Genomic DNA, 13,369 nt, shown 5'->3' with positions numbered 1-13,369 from the left:
GAACGTGGTGGGAACGCTAGGCTCGTGTGAGCCGATGCATCAACGAAACCGCATCATGAAGGCGACCGGCCTCATAGATCAGTTGCTCAATGTCCATAGAAACCTCGACGCCTTCCGCCACGCTGCCCGCCAGGACGCAGGCCTCGGCGGCGCGGGCCAACCGGGTCGCCTCATCCAGTTTGCTGCAGATTTCCTTGAGGCAGATCTTGATGGCTTCATTGATGGCTACCGCGCCCATGAGCATCGTCCCTCGTTGACGGGGAGCAGTACCGCTCCAAACAGCGCCGCAGTCGAGTGGATTGTCGAGCAATCTTATGGCTCTTTTGAGTAGAGATGCTTCAGGGAAGCGGTTTCGCGCCGTCTGCCAATTTCAGAGCCTCAGCGGGACCGCTTGCGTGGCGATTTGGCGGGCTTTTCGGCCAGAAATTCTTTGAAAAGCTTCAAGGGATCGGCGCCAACTGCCCGGGCAATTGCGATGAACTCTATAACGTCGATCCGCCGCTCGCCGCCCTCATATTTGGCAATAAAGGACTGAGGCCGCCCGAGCTTCGTGGCCAATGCCTGCTGGCGAATGCCGGCTTCATGTCGCGCTGCGACAAGAACCTCGATGAGGCGGCCATATTCCGCGGATTTGAGGGATTTTTGCATGACCGCCGGGCCAGTGAATCGGCGGCGGGGAATCTGATCCCGAAAACGGATTATCCCAAAACTGGATATTAGGAGAAAACAGAGCTATCAGTCGTCCTCATCTAAACGGCAAACACGGTGACTTCCGCGGAAGCGGATCGGTCGATCAAATTGCGCAAAGGAGAGGGGGATGGCTTTAGCTTCCTGCCAAGAATGCGGAAAACAAGCAACTTCGGAAGTAAGAGCGTGCCAGCGCTCACCAATTCAACCGACTTGGACAGCCCTCGATATTATCTTGGCACTGGTAATCTTTTGGGTTCTCGCGTCGTTATCGTCCCCCGCCAGCGCCCAACACCCACCCGGATGGGTCGCCTGCGAGTTCAAGTGGCAAGATGCAGGCAAGCCTGCTGATTATAGAGGCTTCATGGACGCGTGCGTTAAGCCGCAGCGAGGCGTTCGATCCGAAGCGGCTGCGGCGCCGAGCGATTCATCTCGCGGGACCCAGCAAATAGTCATGCGAACCGGCTGTCACAGGGATACCTGCATATGGCTTCAACTGGAAACCAAGACGACCTTACGGGTTGGCTGGGGCGGTAATCTTGTGAAGGTGCGCGCTAAGCAGGGGGAGTCATTTCATCCGCAGGGCTCATACGAGACGGCTCAACCCATTCAATGGAAATTAGTCGAGAGCTATGTGTTTTGCTCGACGGTGCGACCAGCAGTCCTGAACCAACATGACAACAGCTGGCTCGCTACTTTCATTGCCCCAGGTAATCCGGTCGCCAACCCGGGGTTCGCGCAAGATGCGCTTGTCGTGTATTTCTTCGTTTGCCACGATTTGAACTTCGCCGACAGAGTCATCGCCGACAAAGACGTGGCGTCATTTGGCTATCCGGGGACGCTGGTGGAACATGCTGGTGATCAGGAGCGGTTGACCTCGCCGACCGACATATTTGATGATTACCGAACCATAACTCTCCAGGATTTCAAGCTCGACGGCAAGGATTTGGCAGCGAAACGCGCGAAGGTACGTTTGCAAGGCTTCTACAAGAAATTTGGTAATCTAGACACTCTGCAGCCCTCTGCGATCGCGGTCGCCGCAGCGAGAGAATATGGTAGCGATAATGGCGTACCGCTCTTAACTGATGACGCTACTCGGACTATTCGCAGGGTTTTCTTGGAATGCGGAGACAATCCGATGCGCCCGCTCGGTTGCCCGGTAACGATAAGTGGTCATGCAGACATGTGTAATGTAGGAAATCTCGTTGCTTCAAAAACCGTGCCTTGTCTTGTGGTCGGGGATGGTCATTAAGACTTGTTTGCTCCGCCGTCATATTCGCAGTGGCGGCCAGCGGCCGGAAGAAAATTCAAGTCCACTGCGAAATATCGGCGCTAATCGTAAGGCGACAGCGCTAGATGGGGCGCTGGTGATCATCGAATCCAAGCCTCTTTCAACGATCACGGGTATTAAATCGGCCCTAGGCAATTGAACTCGCCACCTAGTACTGATCAAGAGGTCTCGTATTGGCTAGAATCTCTTTCATCATCTTTTGCTTTTCTTCCAACGAAAGCTTACTGAGGTCTGTTCGAACCCGAGGATGCATTTTCGTAGGTGTTTTATTTAACCGTTCCAGCTTGTCTAAGATTTCCAAGAAAATCTTGAGGGCGCGGACATTTCCTTTAATTGCTTGATTAATCGTCTGCTTAATGAGGAGCCTGAACTTACTGGCCTTCAATCGTTGTCCGTTCTCCATAACGAAAACGGTCGCCTGGAGTTCTTCGGCAACTATGGTTGCCGCCGCCAGTGGCTCACTCCGGCGCCGCCCGCCAGGATTGCCGGATCGCCCTTTTTGAAAGCGGGCGTGTGCCGGCGGCTGCTTGTATCCAACGTAACCTTTTGGTCTGTAGCGTTCTACCATTTCTTGCTCCTAAGCATTTGTTACTTGCACAAAAAAACTCGTACACCGGTGGACACCTGCTCCATCTTGGTCGGCCGCCTTTGGCTCGGCACTTGACGAAAGGCGGCTTCGCCGCGGAGAGCCCGCGATCAACCTATGCTGGCTTCGATTTGCTCCAGCGCGTCGTCGAAGCGAATGCCGGAAGTTGCGTGGACAGCCTTCTCGCCCGTGTAAACCTGCCAACGGCGAATAGCGGTGTCGACATAGAGGGGGTCAATTTCGATTCCCCGGCACACTCGCCCAACCCGCTCCGCAGCAATTAAGGTGGTTCCGCTGCCCAAGAAGGGATCAAAGACGATCTCGCCACGAGCGGAGCAGTCCAAAATCGCATCGGCGACCATCGCGACAGGCTTCACGGTTGGGTGCAACGCCGCCAGATATCCTTCGTCGGACGGTCGACCGAACATGGTTGTGTTGGGATAGCTCCAAACATTAGACCGATTGCGCCCGTTCTTCCCCAACTCCACATTGTTACGATGCGGCCCGGTGCCGCTTTTATAAACGAATACGAACTCGTGCTGGCTCCGGTAAAGCGAGCCCATGCCCGCATTGCTCTTCGCCCAAACGCAGACATTTTTCAGCTCAGTAAAGTTATCGCGGCTGGCTTCCAGAAGTTCTCCGATATGACGCCAATCCATGCACAGGAAGACGAGCGCGCCATCTGCGCAGTGCCGTGCTACCAATGTGCAGCATGTTTTCAGAAAGGCGGTGAAGGCATGTTTATCCAATTCACCGGAGGCCATTGCAAATTCGCGGTGGCGGATTTGACCTTTGCCGCAGACGTGGCCTTGAATTGAAACATTGTATGGCGGATCACTGAAGACCATATCCACCTTGTTGCCCTCAAGAAGTCGCTCGTAGGCGTCAGCCGAGCGTGAATCAGCGCACATGATTAGGTGTCTTCCACAGCGCCACATGTCGCCATTCTTGCTGACAGTTACGTCGTCGGTTGGCTCGGGAAAATCGTCAGCGGCGTCTTGTCCCGCACCCTCCACCGAAAGACCCTCGATCCGAAGGTCGATCTCGGCCATCGCAAAGCCGGTAACCTCGATATCGAAGTCAAGATCTTGGCTCGATAGGTCCTTCAACGTCTCTGCCAATATCTGATCGTCCCACTCGGAGAGATCAGTGAGACGATTGTCCGCGATTCTGAGCGCCTTGACCTGTGCATTGTTGAGATGCTCCAATCGAACGACTGGAATCTTTTGCAGCCCGAGCTTGCGCGCGACCTCGTATCGGGCGTGTCCGGCTATAATCTCGCCATTGCGGTCTACGAGGATGGGAACGACGAAGCCGAAAGTGTTGATGCTCTCGATAAGCCGCTTGATTTGAGTTGAGGGGTGCCGGCGCGGATTTTTCGTCGCCGCTTTAATTTCTTCGATTTCTACGTCCGTCACCTGAATCTCGCCCCGAAGGACTTTGGTATTCATCGTGTTCTCCTGCTTAACTAAAAAAGTCAATATTAGCATTTATAGACATAAAAAATCAGGCTAGCTTTAGCGACCGGTCGAGCGCAACGTTTAACTTTCGTATCAAGGCCGAGATGTTCACTAACGTAAAAACCTCAGGACTAAACGCCAGGAATTCGCAAACGTCATTGGCGCCGAACATCATTCGGTACCTATCTGAATCTTCGCTTGGCGGATCCGGTAATATGTAACAGTCTTTGCTCTCATACTGGCCGAAGGGGGATTGGCGCACAATCGATAACGAAAGCTTTACGGCGCCTTCCGGCTTGTGTCCGAGTTTTTCGAGTTGTATCGCGACCAACATTTCAAGCGCTTGGCGTTGAGTATAGATGAGATGCTTGCCGCTTCCTGAGGCCTGAAGCTGCGGTAGCCCTAGTTTTCGCAAGTGGCGAAGTCTTCCGCGAAACGCGCCGATAGCTTTCGGCTTCACTCCAACCACGTCAACCAGAGCCGCCTCGACGTGCTTATACTTTAGGTCCATGTCGCGCCGATGAATTGTTGCGTGAGTGACGAGATAGTCTCTCATGCTTCAAATGTCAATAGCACTTTTATTTCGGATCAGCCGGCACTAACACTGAGGCTGCTATGCGGCAGCAGATTTTCGTGGGTGCGATGGATTCGCGGAATGCCTGATTATGGAACGACCGTTATGGCGGATTATATTGAAAAACTCAAAACCGAGGCAGCGAGGAATTTTCGCGAAACGTAGATCGAAATCGCTGCGAGAATTGGTTGCCTCGCAATGACCCTAGGCCGCTCGTTGAAAAGCGAACGGATGACGAGGTCCCCCACATAATTTCCGAGCGAACGCACCGGTCCTTCTCTAAGACCGACTGCTTTCGGAAATCGACTTTTTCAACAATATCGGCGCGAAGCGGACGTTCATACGCGAGCAGAACATCTAAGCTCCTGACTGATAGCACTGAGTGAAATGCTTGTCAGTTTGCGGCTTCGCATTTGGTTGGACAAGGGTGAGGGCCCCGGTCGTGTCCTGCAAGCGGGATCTAAAATTGCCGATCGGTACGCCTTTGAAGTAGTCATCCGAAATCGCTTTCAGGCTGATTTCGGCGCTCTACCGGCAGATATTCCACGCCGCCGCCGTGCATGCGAACGGGTTGCGGATAGAACGTCAGGAGTTGCAGAACATCGTTCGGCATCTTGGTGCATACCGGCAAGCCAAGCGACTTTCCGGTCGAAGCCCATATCGGATAATCGTGCGTCCATATGCCGGTCGAGAGTTTTTCTGCGAGTGCCGTTGCCTGTTCGGCGGGCATGTGACGGGTCAGTAATTCGCTTGCCGCCTGTTTGACCTGCGTAATGGCCTTGCGTCCGACGTCGGCCATGATCAGCGTTTTATCGTCGATTTTGGCCATGGGCTTTTGCTCGACGACCTTGATGAGCGACGCCGCCGGCGATTCTCCAAGTTGCGGATCGATTGGACCCAGAACGGAATGCTCGCACATGACGATTTCGTCGGCTGCGAGCGCGATCAGCGTGCCGCCGGACATGGCATAGTGGGGCACAAACACCGTAACCTTGGCCTTGTGCTCACGAACCGCCTTGGCGATTTGCAGCGCTGCTAGTACGAGACCCCCCGGGGTGTGGAGGACGAGGTCGAGCGGTACATCGGCATCCGTCATCTGGATGGCGCGCAGAACCTCTTCGGAATCGTTGATGTCGATGTAGCGCGCCACGGGAAAGCCGAGGAACCGCATGGTCTCCTGCCGATGCACCAGCAGGATCACCCGCGATTTTCGCGCGCGTTCGAGTTGCGAGATCTTGCGCACCCGCATGGCCTCGAGCATCTTCTGCTGTAACATCGGCTGGATCGCCGAGAATATGAAGAAAAGCCAGATAAGATCACCGAACGACATGGAGTCCTCCTATGGCATGACATCTCATATTCGCCCCTTGGTATCGAAGCCGAACACGCCTTCGTCCGGGTAATACGCGCGGTAACGCCGCCCGGACCGGACCAGGAAAGGGCCAAGTGCGAACCCTGCGATAAACCCTCCGACATGGGCCCACCTCGCGACGTCTCCACTGACAGATGGCAGCAGGAGGGCCATCATCGACTGCAAAACCTGAATCAGAACCAGAGGCCGAAAGACAAACGCGTTGACTTCGAAAAACAGCGGGTTGAACAGTATCGGGACGACGACCACCACCCGCGCCATCGGAAACAGCCGCATGTAGCAGCCGAGAATGCCGGCGATCGCGCCGGAGGCGCCCAACGCGGGCACGATCGAAGTCGGGTTGAACATGACGTGCGCGACTGATGCGGCAAGGCCGCAAGCCAGATAGAAGCGCCAGATAGCGGGCATGACCCATCCGAACCTCGATGGTCGAACCGAACAGCCACAGCGTCCACATGTTCAAGATCAGATGGAGCCACCCGCCGTGCAGAAACATCATGGAGAAGAAGAGTAGGATATCCGCGGCGTCCAGGTCGGTTTCCCCCGATGCAAAGGCCTCGGAATAACGCGCGGGAATCAGGGCGAATTGGCGCAAGAACAGCTCAAGCTCATCTGGGCTCAGGCTGTCCTGGAACAGAAACACCAGGCAATTGATGGCATTCAGTATCCAGGTAATCACTGGTGGGTAGCGGGACGGGACAGCGTTCCCGATCGGGATCATCTGCGCCTCTTCGACTGCATGTCACGGATTCCGGAATATCTGGCGCTTTCAGCTTCGGGCTGAGGTTCCGACATTGCGGTGAGAGGGCCCAAACCGGCCATGACGTCCGTCAACTTTAACGCCGAGCGTTCGAAAAGCTGATGCCGGTCAATGCGGTCTCCCAGGCGACGCGTAATCCTGCAGCATCGAGCCTCGTGCGGAGTACACATGACCACCGCGCTGCATATCGTCTGTCCGCACTGCGATGCGATCAACCGTTTACCGCGCGAACGGCTGCGCGATGGCGCCAAGTGCGGATCCTGTCACCGGCCGCTTTACGAAGGACGGCCGGCGGCGCTAGACAGCGTCGCCCGCTTCGACAGGCACGCAACGCACAGTGATATTCCGCTATTGGTTGATTTCTGGGCTATCTGGTGCGGTCCCTGCCGGGCGATGGCGCCGATTTTCGAACAGGCGGCAACCCAACTCGAACCTGATCTGCGGCTGGTCAAGGTCGACAGCGACGCCGTACAGGAACTGCTGCGGCGGTTCTCCATCCAAAGCATACCGACGCTGATGCTCATGCATCACGGCCGAGAGATTGCGCGCAAGTCCGGTATCATGCCCCTGCCTCAACTGCTGGCATGGACCCGCGAGCATGTCGACGGCATGAAGGTGTAACAGGGCGTCGCCCGATTCCGCCGGATCATCGCCGGAACAATCTGGCGGCCCAGCTTTTCGCAAGACGCGTTCGGCTCGTTTTTCCGTCCGGGAGGTGGACGACGAGTTCGGCCTCGCGCTCTTGCGCGATCGCCTGAGGATCGGAGACGGCGCCGTGACGAACGTCAATTTCAGCGCCATTGAAAAATCGGAGGAAGCTGACAGCCGTCAATGGGTGTCCGCTCCGTGCGCGGCACGATGGCGCTTGAGGATCCACAAGCCATGATCGCTATGGTGCAATCGAGTAAGGGGCCCACCAGCCGTGTCATGGACACTGGCAGCGGTGCGTCCGCCTTTTCGGTCAGCTGATGTAGGACGGCCCGGATGATCAAGGATATGATGGTTTGGTTGGACGGCGGAATTTCCGACGAAATGCGGCTGGCGGCTGTCGCCGACATCGCCCGATGGCTCGACGCTCAGGTGGTCATCGGCCTGTTTCTCAATGTATTGCCGCTACCCGGTCGGATCGAGGGGGACGCCACGGCCGAGGTGATCGACCATGCGCGCGAGGCCGGCGATCTAACCGAGGCGTTGCTGGCGAGGCGGCTGCAACAGCTTGAGCGCCCCGTAGAGATTCGGCGCTTCGATGTGCTGGCTGACGATATCGCCAGGGTTGCCGCCCGCGAGGCGCGCTCCGCCGACTGCTTTGTGACCTTGCGTCCCAACGGCGCAATGGATCCCGAGCGGCTGATCGAGGGCGTTCTGTTCGGATCGGGCCGGCATCTCTATTTGGTCCCCGAGACGGAGCGGCCCAAGATCGCCTTCGATCGCATCCTCATCGCCTGGAACGGCGGCCGGGAGGCGGCGCGAGCCTTGGGCGAAAGCATGCCGTATCTGCACAAGGCGGAGGAGGTCGCGGTCGTGGTTGTGACCGGCGAGCGCCCAACCGAGGAAGAGGCGATCCTCGGTGTCGATGCGGTCAACCATCTCAAGCATCATGGAATCGACGCCGTCCTTTATCGGGTCAAGAGCCGCCGCAGCGAGGTCGGTGCCCGATTGATGGCAGAAGCTGAACGGCGAAAGGCTGACCTTATCGTCATGGGCGGATACGGCCATCTCCGGCTGCGCGAGTGGTTGCTAGGCGGTGTGACCTACAATCTGCTGCACGAGGCGCCTGTTCCGCTCCTGATGGCTCATTAATCGATTTCGCGTCGGGGACTTGAAATGTCGACGATCGATAACCGCAACGAGCAGATGTTTCCAAAGCTGACGCCGAATGAAATCGATCGGCTGCATCGTTTTGGGGAAGTCCGGCACTACGCCCCCGGCGAGGCGCTGTTCGTCACAGGAAGCGTCGCTCCCGGCATGTACGTGCTGATCAAGGGCTCGGTGCGGGTCACGCGACGCGATCCCCTGGGGCACAGTGCTCCGATCGCGGAGCAGGGACCCGGTGACTTCGTCGCCGAAGTGGGGCAATTGTCGGATCAGCCGGCGTTCGTCGACGTTCACGCGATCGATGATGTCGAAGCACTGTTGATTCCGCCGGAAAATCTGCGCTCCCTGATGATTGAAGAGCCCGAACTCGGCGAACGGATCATGCATGCGCTGATCCTGCGTCGCGTCGCCCTGATCGAGGCCGGCGCCGGAGGTCCGGTGCTGATTGGCGCCGAAAACAGTCCGGACGTCATTCGTCTACAAGGCTTCCTGGCGCGCAATGCCTACCCGCATCAACTGCTCGACCCGGGACAGGATCAGGACGCAGCGAAGCTGGTCGAGCAATATGCCCCGAATCCTTCGGACCTGCCGCTGGCAGTGTGTCCGAAGGGTACCATCCTGAAAAACCCGAACGAGACCGAATTGGCGCGCGCACTCGGAATGGTGCCGATCGACGAACGCGATCAGACCTATGACGTCGCGGTCGTCGGCGCGGGACCCGCCGGGCTCTCGACCGCGGTCTATGCCGCATCGGAGGGTCTCTCGGTTATCGTTTTCGATACGCGCGCATTCGGTGGACAAGCCGGAGCCAGTGCGCGTATCGAAAATTATCTCGGTTTTCCGGCCGGCATTTCCGGCCAGGCGCTCACCGGCCGTGCTTACGTCCAGGCGCAGAAATTCGGTGCCAGGGTGATGATACCCAGCGAAGTGGTACGGCTCGACCCGACTGAAACGGCGCTTGGGCTTCATCTCACGGACGGCCGGCGCGTCAAAGCCGCGACCGTGGTCGTGGCGACCGGCGCGCGCTACCGCCGCCTTGGCGTTCCAAACCTCAGCGATTTCGAGGGGCGCGGAGTCTGGTACTGGGCTTCGCCGATCGAGGCGCGGCTTTGTCGTGATGAGGAAATCGTTCTGGTCGGGGGTGGCAACTCGGCGGGCCAGGCCGCGGTCTTCCTGCGCGGCTTCGCTAAAAAAATCTGGATGCTAGTGCGCGGTCCAAGGCTGGCGGAGAGCATGTCGCAATACCTCATCGACCGCATCAAGGCGATCGACAATATCGAGGTGTTGACCCAAACGGAAATCGTTGCCCTCTATGGCAGCTGCGAGATGCAACTGGAGCGCGTGCGCTGGCGCAACAATGTGACCGGCGAGGAGACGGAAAAGCCCATCCGCCATGTCTTTTGCTTCATCGGCGCGGAACCGGCAACGGGCTGGCTCAGGGATAGCGGGATCGCTCTGGACGGCAAGAATTTTGTCTTGACCGGCTCGGACGTTCCCTCCGACGCCCGCCCGTCGAACAACGGATCCGGCCGTCCGCTGCCGCTGGAAACCAGCGTGCGTGGCGTGTTCGCCTCCGGCGATGTGCGGGCTGGATCAGTCAAGCGAGTCGGAGCCGCCATCGGCGAGGGGGCTGTCGTTGGGGCGGAATTGCACGTGGCTCGCGCAGATGGAGCGGCTGAATCGTCGGGCGACGCGGAAAAGGATTCGGGGACGGGGAGCGTGGGTGCGATGGGTATGCGGTTGAACCCGCACTGCACGCCGGAGAGAGCGCATCAAGAGGCGACTGCTGAGCCCAGTGGCGGGGTGGCTTAGCTTACTCGGCAGCCGGTCGGGATAGAGGTAGATGATCGGCGTCGCCGCGATCAGTACGGAAGCAGCGGTGCCGGTAGCGCGTCACCGAAGGCTGGTGTTCGCGAATCCAGCTTTGACGAACGTCAAGGCTGGTGAAGATGGAGTTGATACGATCAGCGATACATGCACCACCTGCGTGATTTGAATCGGTGTCTTGATCAGACGGCGAACATGAGCAAGAAGATCCCTGTCCTCGGCACCGCCCTCGGTATTCTCGTGGCGGCATTCATCGGTGCGGTGCAAGCCCGCGACGACGGCCGCTATTCGCTGTCGCCGCTCAAGCCGTGGTTTGACAGCCTCAGGTCTGGCAAGGGACCGTGCTGTTCGGATGCGGATGGTTTCGCTCTTTCGGACCCGGATTGGGAATCCAAGAGCGGCCACTACCGCGTACGCGTAGACAATGAATGGATCGACGTCCCTGATGATGCAGTGATTACAGAGCCGAACCGGGCGGGCAGGACGATGGTCTGGCCCATCAAGGGATCTCTCGGAACCTCCATTCGCTGCTTCATGCCGGGCAGTATGACATGAGCCGCGACCCCTCGATCTCCTCCATATTATATGGAGCGATCTCGTCCCGTCGATATTTTGACATCGGTCAACGCAGCGCGCGTCTTCCCACGATACAGGTTCTTGAACGCGTAGCTAAGTGGAGAAAATCCCATGTGTGATTATAGCCTGCATACCGTCGCATCCCGCCCGGCCAGGGTTGGCGAGAGGCTTGTTACGACCCGCTTCTACAGCACATCCACGCGCGGCTTTGCCGCAACGGGAGAGCCGAATGTCGCGGTATGTCTGCTTCCCGGAACCGAACTCGCATTCGAACGTGACGTCAGATATAATCGCAATTGGCTGTCGACCAGGAGCACAGGCTTTAGCGTCGCTCGATTTTGCGCGATTGAGCCGGGCGCGTTGCATCAGCATCACGATGCCCTCTCGTTTCCGGACGGAAAAGCGGTTCTCGTGAATCTGTTGTCGGAAGACCAGCACGCGCGGGTGCTTCAACTGCCTGTCATTCCGCGCGAACAGAGCGTCGATGGTAATGCTGAGAAGACAGTGATCCTTGCAGTCGATCCTGAGCTTACGGCCTGATCACTTCGGCACGAAGTGTAATCTTCGCAATCGGATCGGAAGTAAGACAAAGCAGAGTGCAGCGCATTCTGCGCGGCAGAGCAGCGAAGCGGAGGGCGGCAGGAAAACATGGCGATATTTTGCAAACATCTCTCAGCAATCCGCGACGTTGTTCCGAGCGCGCCGGGGTGTGAGGAATGCCTGAAATCGGGTGACCCCTGGTTGCATCTGCGGATTTGCCGCACCTGCGGCCATGTCGGTTGCTGCGATCAGTCGCCAAATCGGCACGCAACCAAACACTTTCACGCGACCAGGCACCCGATCATCGAGGCCTATGATCCGCCGGAAGGTTGGGGCTGGTGTTACGTCGATGAAGTGATGTTCGATCTTTCGGGCCGGCCGACCCCGCATCCTGGTCCGATTCCCCGATTTTACTGAGGTGCTCAGATGCGGTTCGGGACAATGTGCATCGCTCTCGCAATCCTTGCGGCTTCGCCGGTCCTCGCGCATGCCGGCCGCTATGAACTGATTCCCGAACCGGATGTTCGACAATCATCCACCAACCGGGTGGCGTCAGCCTATATTATCGACAAGAAGGTCAGCCAGTTCTGGATTTGCACGGCGCGATATAATTTTCAGGATCTCACCGCGAACAACGGCGACTGTGTCAGGCTTTCGGCCGATATCGGCCGGCCCTCGCTGACCGAGACCTCGGATATGCGCGCGGTAACAGGGACCACAGCTATCAGCGCTTTTCTTCCGGTATTCTGGTTCATCGAACCGACCAGCGGTGAGGTTCAGTTTTGCGCCGTACGTCATGCCGGATTATGCGTGCGGATGAACCTGCCCTGACCGCTCCGAGACTCAACTGCCAAAACCTTTTAGTTTACCGAAGCCTTGGAATCGGCATTCGCCGCACGATAATCCAATAGCGAATTCCTCGCGGTTTGGGCGAATGGGGGCTTGACATGAAAATTGGAATCGTCGGTGCGGGAAGGGTTGGGTGTGCTTGCGCGCTCGCCGCCGTCGTACGCGGCAGTGCCCGGACGATTGTGATCGTGGACCGAACGCGCAAACGCGCCGAGGCGGTTGCGACCGACCTGCGTTACGGCGCCCCGCTTTGTCCCAAGACCACCGTTGTCGACGGGGATTACGAGGATCTCGCCAATTCGGAGCTGGTGATGATTACCGCCGGCATCAACTAAAAGGCCGGTGGGGCCATTGACCGCAGCGACCCCAAGGGCAGGTTGCGGCTATTCGATACCAACGCCGAGATCTATCGCGACGTCGTTCCGCGCATTGTGCGGGCGGCGCCTCGCGCGGTGATCCTGGTTGTCACCGATCCGCCGGATCCGCTCGCCGACACCGCCCGCACGAGTGCCGGGCATGATCGCGTGCTAAGCACCGGCACCTTCCTTGACAGCCTGCGCTTCCGCGTTCACCTGGCCGAGCATTTTGATGTTGATGCCAACCAGGTGGAGGCGCAGGTAATCGGGGAACATGGCGTGTCGCAGGTCTTTCTCTGGTCGGCCGCCCGTATTGCCGGCGTGCCGATCGGCAAGCTCATCGAGGCGCGCGGCGAATCGCTCGACGGGGTGCGCAAGAAAATCGAAGACAACGTTCGCTACGCGAACATCACCATCATCGAAGGCAATGACGCCAGCCAGTTCGGCATTGGCATTGTCGCGGCACGCATCACGGAAATGGTGCTTCGCGATGAGCGGGCGGTCGTGCCGATCGGTAGTTTCAACAAAAACTTTGGCGTCACTCTGTCGCTTCCGAGCGTCGTCGGACGCGGAGGCGTCATCCGGAGTTTCGAGCCGGAGATGTCAGGCGAGGAGCGGCAGGCGCTGGAGGCGGGCGCCGCCAACCTGAGGAAATCGGAGAACCGGACCTGAGTCA

Annotated in this window: 19 protein-coding genes; 12 read left to right on the top strand and 7 right to left on the bottom strand. The window is 58.0% G+C overall.

What is annotated here, in order from left to right; translation table 11 throughout:
- Window positions 1-16: 16 nt before the first annotated feature.
- On the bottom strand, window positions 17-238 hold the full coding sequence (locus tag BUA38_RS04185) for a hypothetical protein (protein WP_072825811.1): 222 nt from the start codon (window positions 236-238) through the stop codon (window positions 17-19).
- A gap of 140 nt (window positions 239-378) precedes the next feature.
- Window positions 379-648, bottom strand: coding sequence for a helix-turn-helix domain-containing protein (locus BUA38_RS04180; RefSeq protein WP_072816835.1), 270 nt, complete (start codon window positions 646-648; stop codon window positions 379-381).
- 169 nt (window positions 649-817) lie between these two features.
- Here BUA38_RS04180 and BUA38_RS04175 point away from each other — a divergent pair, with 169 nt between their 5' ends.
- Complete coding sequence (locus BUA38_RS04175; RefSeq protein WP_156898381.1) at window positions 818-1,939, top strand: hypothetical protein; 1,122 nt, start codon at window positions 818-820, stop codon at window positions 1,937-1,939.
- 187 nt (window positions 1,940-2,126) lie between these two features.
- On the opposite strand, the gene BUA38_RS04170 is transcribed toward BUA38_RS04175, so the two are convergent.
- From BUA38_RS04170 to BUA38_RS37900, 5 genes are all read right to left on the bottom strand, one after another.
- Entirely contained in the window at window positions 2,127-2,546 is a 420-nt protein-coding gene (locus BUA38_RS04170; RefSeq protein ID WP_072816833.1) for a DUF5681 domain-containing protein, read from the bottom strand.
- Window positions 2,547-2,674: 128 nt separating this feature from the next.
- A complete protein-coding gene (locus BUA38_RS04165; RefSeq protein ID WP_072825810.1) occupies window positions 2,675-4,015 on the bottom strand; it encodes a site-specific DNA-methyltransferase in 1,341 nt (446 codons plus the stop codon).
- 55 nt (window positions 4,016-4,070) lie between these two features.
- The gene (locus BUA38_RS04160) at window positions 4,071-4,580 is read right to left on the bottom strand and encodes a hypothetical protein (RefSeq protein ID WP_072816832.1); all 510 of its coding nucleotides are present in this window, start codon (window positions 4,578-4,580) and stop codon (window positions 4,071-4,073) included.
- Between the two features lie 511 nt (window positions 4,581-5,091).
- Window positions 5,092-5,928: an SDH family Clp fold serine proteinase gene (locus BUA38_RS04155; RefSeq protein ID WP_072816831.1), complete on the bottom strand. Its 837-nt coding sequence runs from the start codon at window positions 5,926-5,928 to the stop codon at window positions 5,092-5,094.
- Window positions 5,929-5,952: 24 nt separating this feature from the next.
- On the bottom strand, window positions 5,953-6,378 hold the full coding sequence (locus tag BUA38_RS37900; protein ID WP_276328158.1) for a rhomboid family intramembrane serine protease: 426 nt from the start codon (window positions 6,376-6,378) through the stop codon (window positions 5,953-5,955).
- A gap of 178 nt (window positions 6,379-6,556) precedes the next feature.
- Between BUA38_RS37900 and BUA38_RS37895 the strand changes: the two genes are divergently transcribed.
- From BUA38_RS37895 to BUA38_RS04105, 11 genes are all read left to right on the top strand, one after another.
- Window positions 6,557-6,754 (top strand): hypothetical protein, encoded by a 198-nt coding sequence (locus BUA38_RS37895; RefSeq protein ID WP_244553358.1) that lies wholly within the window; start codon window positions 6,557-6,559, stop codon window positions 6,752-6,754.
- Window positions 6,755-6,898: 144 nt separating this feature from the next.
- On the top strand, window positions 6,899-7,351 hold the full coding sequence (trxC, locus tag BUA38_RS04145) for a thioredoxin TrxC (RefSeq protein ID WP_072816830.1): 453 nt from the start codon (window positions 6,899-6,901) through the stop codon (window positions 7,349-7,351).
- 375 nt (window positions 7,352-7,726) lie between these two features.
- Window positions 7,727-8,530 carry a universal stress protein gene (locus BUA38_RS04135; protein WP_197685911.1) on the top strand — a complete coding sequence of 268 codons (804 nt, stop codon included), beginning with the start codon at window positions 7,727-7,729 and terminating at the stop codon, window positions 8,528-8,530.
- 24 nt (window positions 8,531-8,554) lie between these two features.
- Window positions 8,555-10,357: an FAD-dependent oxidoreductase gene (locus tag BUA38_RS04130; RefSeq protein ID WP_083587449.1), complete on the top strand. Its 1,803-nt coding sequence runs from the start codon at window positions 8,555-8,557 to the stop codon at window positions 10,355-10,357.
- Window positions 10,358-10,388: 31 nt separating this feature from the next.
- Complete coding sequence (locus tag BUA38_RS36440) at window positions 10,389-10,541, top strand: hypothetical protein (protein WP_156898379.1); 153 nt, start codon at window positions 10,389-10,391, stop codon at window positions 10,539-10,541.
- A gap of 26 nt (window positions 10,542-10,567) precedes the next feature.
- The gene (locus tag BUA38_RS04125; RefSeq protein WP_072816827.1) at window positions 10,568-10,927 is read left to right on the top strand and encodes a hypothetical protein; all 360 of its coding nucleotides are present in this window, start codon (window positions 10,568-10,570) and stop codon (window positions 10,925-10,927) included.
- Window positions 10,928-11,059: 132 nt separating this feature from the next.
- A complete protein-coding gene (locus BUA38_RS04120) occupies window positions 11,060-11,488 on the top strand; it encodes a hypothetical protein (protein WP_072816826.1) in 429 nt (142 codons plus the stop codon).
- A 108-nt stretch (window positions 11,489-11,596) separates the two neighbouring features.
- Window positions 11,597-11,905, top strand: a complete 309-nt coding sequence (locus BUA38_RS04115; RefSeq protein ID WP_172805981.1) for a UBP-type zinc finger domain-containing protein — start codon at window positions 11,597-11,599, stop codon at window positions 11,903-11,905.
- 9 nt (window positions 11,906-11,914) lie between these two features.
- Window positions 11,915-12,319, top strand: coding sequence for a hypothetical protein (locus tag BUA38_RS04110; protein ID WP_156898378.1), 405 nt, complete (start codon window positions 11,915-11,917; stop codon window positions 12,317-12,319).
- A gap of 116 nt (window positions 12,320-12,435) precedes the next feature.
- Entirely contained in the window at window positions 12,436-12,672 is a 237-nt protein-coding gene (locus tag BUA38_RS37795; RefSeq protein ID WP_197685910.1) for a lactate/malate family dehydrogenase, read from the top strand.
- Window positions 12,673-12,789: 117 nt separating this feature from the next.
- Window positions 12,790-13,365: a hypothetical protein gene (locus tag BUA38_RS04105; protein ID WP_338076329.1), complete on the top strand. Its 576-nt coding sequence runs from the start codon at window positions 12,790-12,792 to the stop codon at window positions 13,363-13,365.
- Window positions 13,366-13,369: the final 4 nt, after the last annotated feature.

Origin of the sequence: Bradyrhizobium erythrophlei, assembly GCF_900142985.1 — a bacterium.
GTDB classification, from domain to species: Bacteria; Pseudomonadota; Alphaproteobacteria; order Rhizobiales; family Xanthobacteraceae; genus Bradyrhizobium; species Bradyrhizobium erythrophlei_B.
Note: the sequence above shows the minus strand (reverse complement) of the source record. Positions and strands in the feature narration are given on the sequence as shown.

Excerpts from the sequence above, each read along its gene's own strand:
- BUA38_RS04185 (WP_072825811.1), bottom strand. The coding sequence starts at position 238 with ATGGGCGCGGTAGCCATCAATGAAGCCATCAAGATCTGCCTCAAGGAA.
- BUA38_RS04180 (WP_072816835.1), bottom strand. The coding sequence starts at position 648 with ATGCAAAAATCCCTCAAATCCGCGGAATATGGCCGCCTCATCGAGGTT.
- BUA38_RS04175 (WP_156898381.1), top strand. The coding sequence starts at position 818 with ATGGCTTTAGCTTCCTGCCAAGAATGCGGAAAACAAGCAACTTCGGAA.
- BUA38_RS04170 (WP_072816833.1), bottom strand. The coding sequence starts at position 2,546 with ATGGTAGAACGCTACAGACCAAAAGGTTACGTTGGATACAAGCAGCCG.
- BUA38_RS04165 (WP_072825810.1), bottom strand. The coding sequence starts at position 4,015 with ATGAATACCAAAGTCCTTCGGGGCGAGATTCAGGTGACGGACGTAGAA.
- BUA38_RS04160 (WP_072816832.1), bottom strand. The coding sequence starts at position 4,580 with ATGAGAGACTATCTCGTCACTCACGCAACAATTCATCGGCGCGACATG.
- BUA38_RS04155 (WP_072816831.1), bottom strand. The coding sequence starts at position 5,928 with ATGTCGTTCGGTGATCTTATCTGGCTTTTCTTCATATTCTCGGCGATC.
- BUA38_RS37900 (WP_276328158.1), bottom strand. The coding sequence starts at position 6,378 with ATGCCCGCTATCTGGCGCTTCTATCTGGCTTGCGGCCTTGCCGCATCA.
- trxC (WP_072816830.1), top strand. The coding sequence starts at position 6,899 with ATGACCACCGCGCTGCATATCGTCTGTCCGCACTGCGATGCGATCAAC.
- BUA38_RS04135 (WP_197685911.1), top strand. The coding sequence starts at position 7,727 with ATGATGGTTTGGTTGGACGGCGGAATTTCCGACGAAATGCGGCTGGCG.
- BUA38_RS04130 (WP_083587449.1), top strand. The coding sequence starts at position 8,555 with ATGTCGACGATCGATAACCGCAACGAGCAGATGTTTCCAAAGCTGACG.
- BUA38_RS36440 (WP_156898379.1), top strand. The coding sequence starts at position 10,389 with ATGATCGGCGTCGCCGCGATCAGTACGGAAGCAGCGGTGCCGGTAGCG.
- BUA38_RS04125 (WP_072816827.1), top strand. The coding sequence starts at position 10,568 with ATGAGCAAGAAGATCCCTGTCCTCGGCACCGCCCTCGGTATTCTCGTG.
- BUA38_RS04120 (WP_072816826.1), top strand. The coding sequence starts at position 11,060 with ATGTGTGATTATAGCCTGCATACCGTCGCATCCCGCCCGGCCAGGGTT.
- BUA38_RS04115 (WP_172805981.1), top strand. The coding sequence starts at position 11,597 with ATGGCGATATTTTGCAAACATCTCTCAGCAATCCGCGACGTTGTTCCG.
- BUA38_RS04110 (WP_156898378.1), top strand. The coding sequence starts at position 11,915 with ATGCGGTTCGGGACAATGTGCATCGCTCTCGCAATCCTTGCGGCTTCG.
- BUA38_RS37795 (WP_197685910.1), top strand. The coding sequence starts at position 12,436 with ATGAAAATTGGAATCGTCGGTGCGGGAAGGGTTGGGTGTGCTTGCGCG.